General features: G+C 69.3%; 4 protein-coding genes. All 4 read right to left on the minus strand.

The window, feature by feature from the left end:
- A partial coding sequence (locus AC6EI8_RS23840) for a multifunctional CCA addition/repair protein (RefSeq protein ID WP_498383052.1) occupies positions 1-972 on the minus strand: 972 nt, incomplete at its 3' end.
- Positions 973-997: 25 nt separating this feature from the next.
- A complete protein-coding gene (locus AC6EI8_RS23845) occupies positions 998-1,687 on the minus strand; it encodes a glutathione S-transferase family protein (protein ID WP_226108063.1) in 690 nt (229 codons plus the stop codon).
- A 186-nt stretch (positions 1,688-1,873) separates the two neighbouring features.
- Positions 1,874-2,896, minus strand: a complete 1,023-nt coding sequence (locus tag AC6EI8_RS23850; RefSeq protein WP_150082767.1) for a complex I NDUFA9 subunit family protein — start codon at positions 2,894-2,896, stop codon at positions 1,874-1,876.
- A gap of 138 nt (positions 2,897-3,034) precedes the next feature.
- Positions 3,035-5,005 (minus strand): lytic transglycosylase domain-containing protein, encoded by a 1,971-nt coding sequence (locus tag AC6EI8_RS23855; RefSeq protein WP_150082766.1) that lies wholly within the window; start codon positions 5,003-5,005, stop codon positions 3,035-3,037.
- Positions 5,006-5,219 lie beyond the last annotated feature (214 nt).

The following is a 5,219-nucleotide window of genomic DNA, read 5'->3' on the forward strand; positions in this document are numbered from 1 at the left end:
CGTCACCGCCGCGGCGCCGAATTCGCCGGATCGATGGATATTGCCGTGCTCGCGCGCGACCAGCACGGCGAGGTCGCGGCAATCGGTCGGCACGCGCAGCCGCTTGCAGACCGCTTCGAGCAGCGCCACGCTGCGCTGCTCGTGGCCGATATGGCGCGGCAGCACGTCGGCGGGCGTGGTGCCCTTGCCCAGGTCATGGACCAGCGCGGCGAAGCGCACGGTCAGCGGCGCCTGCATCGCGGCGGCGGTATCGATGACCATCATCACGTGGACGCCGGTATCGACCTCGGGGTGATACTCGGCGCGCTGCGGCACGCCCCACAGCCGGTCCAGTTCCGGCATCAGCCGCGCCAGCGCGCCGCACTCGCGCAGGACCTCGAACATCCGCGACGGGCGCGCCTCCATCAGCCCGCGCGCCAGTTCCTGCCAGACCCGCTCGGCCACCAGCGCATCGACCTCGCCGCTGTCCACCATCGACCGCATCAGCGCCAGCGTCTCCGGCGCGACGGTGAACTCGGGCAGGCGCGCCGCGAAGCGCGCCAGCCGCAGGATGCGCACCGGGTCCTCGGCAAAGGCGGGCGACACGTGGCGGAACACCCGGGCAGCCAGATCGCGCTGGCCGCCGTGCGGATCGATCACCGGGCCGACCAGTTCGCCGTGCTCGTCGACCTCCTGGGCCATCGCATTGATGGTCAGGTCGCGCCGGATCAGGTCGTCCTCCAGCGTGACGTCGGGCGAGCAATAGAAGGCAAAGCCCTTGTAGCCGGCGGCGGTCTTGCGTTCGGTGCGCGCCAGCGCGTATTCCTCGCGCGTGCGCGGATGCAGGAAGACCGGGAAGTCCTTGCCGACCGGCTTGAAGCCGGCCGCCTCCATCTGCGCCGGGGTCGCGCCGACGACCACGTAGTCGCGGTCCTGGCTGGGCGTGCCCAGCAGCTGGTCGCGGATGGCGCCGCCGACGGCGTAGATCTGCATGAAGCTCCTTCCCCGGTCCGGTCCTTCAGTGATGGACCACGACCGCGTCGTCGCGATCCGGCGCGACGCGATACGGCTCGTCCGGCGCGAGGAAATCGCGCTCCTCACGGGCGGCGGCGATCCAGCGCTGCAGCGCCGGCAGTTCCAGCACCAGGTCCGCGTAGGCCTTGGCCGGTTCCGGCAGATGGACGCCGTAGGTCGCGAAGCGGCACACCACCGGCGCATAGTAGGCATCGGCAATCGAGAACGCGCCGAACAGGAAGGGGCCGGCCTGGCCGAAGCGCTCGCGCGCCTGCTGCCACAGCTGCACGATGCGGTCGATATCGCGCTGCACCGCGACGTTCCAGCCCATGCCGGGCAGCATCGCGCTCAGGTTCATCGGCATCTGGCTGCGCAGATTGCCGAAGCCCGCATGCATCTCGGCGCAGATCGAACGCGCGAACGCGCGCGCGGCCGGCTCCTGCGGCCACAGCTGCCTGTCGGGGAAGCGCTCGGCCAGGTATTCGACCACCGCCAGCGAGTCCCACACCACGATATCGCCGTCGATCAGCGCCGGCACCTTGTTGGCCGGCGCATAGCGGCCGATCTCCTCGGCGAAGCCCGGCGTAAACAGGCGCACCGGCACTTCCTCGAACGGAATGCCGGCATGCGACATCAGCAGCCAGGGACGCAACGACCAGGAGGAATAGTTCTTGTTGCCGATGACGAGCTTCATTTGCGAGTCCTTCGAGAGGGAGAGAGCGAGGCGCGCACGGTGGATGGCATGCCGGGGAGACGGCTCGGCGCGCCACTCTGCGCTTCAGGCCGAACATTGTAGCCAGCGGCTCCGGACCGGACCAAACGAATTGGACTCGCAAGCGGTGTCAATCCGGGTCACATAGGCGGCGCGCCAACGTGTTCCTCACCGCCGATGCACGCTCGAGCGCAGCGCCTCCAGCCGGGTCTCCCGGCCGCCCGACAGCGCCTCGGTCATCACCGCCTCCAGGCTGGTCGGATGTACGCCCAGCTCCGGCGCCATGGGGCCGCTCAGCACATTGTCCAGACGCATCGAATCGAGGTTGTCGCGCGACATCACCGGGCCGCCCGGCATGTGTTCCAGCACGGCCGCCTGCAGGCGCGCCAGCGCATCGGGCAGCGCCAGCACCGGCCGCGGATGGCCCGACGCCTCGCCAGCGAAGCGCACCAGTTCCTCCAGCGTATAGACCTGCGGGCCGCCCAGCTCGTAGCAGCGGCCAATGGTGGCCGGGGTCGCCATCGCATTGACCATCGCCTGCGCGACGTCCTGCACGTAGACCGGCTGGAAGCGCGCCTGCGCGCAGGCCAGCGGCACCACCGGCGCGAGCCGCTGCATGCTGGCGAACAGATTGAGGAAATGGTCGTCGGGGCCGAACACCACCGAGGGGCGGAAGACCGTCCAGTCGAGCCCGCTCTCGCGCACCGCGCGCTCGCCGTCGCCCTTGCTGCGCAGATACATCGACGGGCCAGCGCTGTCGGCGCCGAGCGCGCTCATATGCAGCAGCCGGCGAACGCCGGTGCGCCGCATCGAGTCGATCAGCCGGCGCGGCAGCTCGACATGGGCCGCAGCAAATCCGGGCCCGTAAGGATCGCCGCGCCCGCCGTGCAGCACGCCGACCAGATTGACGACGATGCCCTCGATGCCCAGCGAACCGATCGCGCTGTCGAGCGCCGCCTCGTCGGTGACATCGAGCACCACGATCTCTACCCGCGGCAGGGCCAGCAGATCGCGCGCATTGTCCTCGTTGCGGGTTGCCACCACGATCCGCTCGGGGTCCATCGGCGGGATCACCACCGTCGCGTGCTCGAGCGGCGCGTTGCTGTGGTTGGCCACGCCCGACAGGCGCGCGACCAGATGACTGCCGATAAAGCCGGAACCGCCGATCACCAGTACATTGCTCGTCAGCATGATGTCCTCCGTGGCACGGTGGCCGCGGCACGGCTGCCGCGGCGGATTGCGACCCAGCGTTCGCGCTGCGTTCGACCTGCTTTCGGTTCAGGCCGGACACAGCGGCGGACATCGCGCGAGCGCGCCTTCAGCGCACCATCAGGGCAGGCTGGTGGTGGTCACCTGCGACGGCACCACGGTGCCCAGCCGCGCCTTCAGCGACTGCGGATGTCCGTGCATCAATGCAGCATAGTACGTGGCGTTGGAGAGCACATTCTTGACGTAGGTTCGCGTCTCCGTGAACGGAATGGTCTCGGCGAAGATCGCGCCCTCGACCGGCCGCGACAGGCTGGTGCGCCAGCTCTTGGGCCGGCCCGGGCCGGCGTTGTAGGCCGCCGAGGCCAGCGTCTGCGAGCTGTCCAGGTCGGTCAGCACCATGCTCATGTAGCTGGTGCCGAGCAGGATGTTGACGTTCGGATCGCTCATCATCGACGGCGTGAAGTCCGTCATGCCGATCTTGCGGGCGACGTACTTGGCGGTGGCGGGCATCACCTGCATCAGGCCGTGCGCGCCGGCGGACGAGCGCGCGTTCATGATGAAGCGCGATTCCTGCCGGATGATGCCGTAGGCCCAGGCCATGTCCAGGCCGGCCTCGTCGGTGGCGCGCTGCATGATGTCGCGGAACGGCATCAGGAAGCGCAGCGAGAAGTCGTGCTGCGACTGCGTGCGGTCGGCGGTGTTGACGGTGCGGTCCAGCAGCGAGATGCGGCGCGCGTACTCGGCCGCGGCCAGCAGCTCGCGGTCGCTCATGCCGCGCAGCTCCCAGTTCCACTCGCGGTTGCCCTCGAAGCGCAGGTCCATGTCGTAGAACGCCTTGGCGCGCTGGAAGCCGGGGCGCGTGCGCATCGCCATGGCCTCGGCATCGCTGACCTGGGTACGCGGCGGCAGCGTGATGCGCTGGCCCAGCTCCTCGCTGGCCAGCTGGCCGTAGAAATGGAAGCCGCTGGCGATGGCCTGGTACTGCTGGCGGGCCTCGTCGTTGCGGCCCGCTTCGGCCAGCGACCGGCCCAGCCAGTAGGTCCAGGCCGGATCCTTGGTGCGCAATTCCGGGCGCATCGATTCGATCGCCAGGCGCACCAGCTTCCAGTCACCCTGGCGCAGCGCCGCGCGCACGCGCCATTCCTGCGTTTCGGTCGACAGCCACTGGTTGCCGCCCAGCTCGACCTGACGGCGGAAGTAGCCGGCCGCGTCGGGCAGCAGCTTCTTGGCGGCGAACTGGCCGACCACGCCCCAGCCCGCGCCCTGCTCGTCGCGCGACAGGCTGCCGGAGCTGGCGGTCAGGTAGGCGGCGGCCTGGGCCGGATCGTTGCGCGCCATCTTGACCACCGTGGCCAGCGTATCGCCGTCGACGGCGCCGTCCGGCACGGTGGCGGCAATGCGCCCGGCCAGCGTGGTGTAGTTCTGCTCCAGCGCCGTGCGGGCCTGGAAGGCGACGTCCGCGCGGGTGATCTGGCGGCTCTGGTACAGATAGCCGATCAGGTCGACGCAGCCCTCGCCATAGTTCTTCGGCTCGGTCAGCAGCGCGCGCGCCTCGACGGCGACGTTCTGCCCCTTGAGCGCGCGCGACAGCAGCGCATAGCACTCGACCTGGGTATCGTCCTTCAGCACGAACTGCGGATACTGCGCGTCGAAGTTGGCCCAGTCGCGCCGCTTGCCGAGCACCAGAAGCCAGTCGTTGCGCATGCGGTCGGCGATCGCCTCGCCCTGGTAGCGCTGCAGGAACGCGCGCACCTCGTCGTCCGGCGCGTCGATGCGCGCCAGGCCGCTGGCGTCGAACAGCTGCGGCTTGATGCGGAAGTATTCGACGTACGACGGCACCGGGTAGTCGACCAGCGTGGCCGAGATCGCATAGGCGCGCGCCACGTCGTTCTTGCGGGCGGCCTCGCGCAGCGCGCGGAAGGCGTCGTCCGGATTGCTCGGGATCATCGCCGATGCGGCGCCCTGCCCGTTCGACGATACCGTGCGCTTCTGCGCGGCGGCCGGCGTTGCCAGCAGCGTCCAGCTCAATGCGGTGGCGATCGCCGTCAATGCGAACTGTCCCGCACGCTGCCGATATACTCCCTTGCGCATCCTGTCTTTCCTTGTTGTGGCGGCCCGGCCGGCCCTCCATGTGGCTGCCGAACCGCTTGAAAACCAATAGTCCGCGGACATTATCACACGCACTTCTCACCGGCCGACGCTGGACTAACGCCCCGCTTCGGCCCGTATTTCTTCCGCTCATGGCCAACGCACCGACCGGTCCGCTCGATCCCTCGCCAACGTCCCCGCCACCGTCGTCGCCGTC

Source organism: Cupriavidus sp. R6-3 (assembly GCF_059772245.1).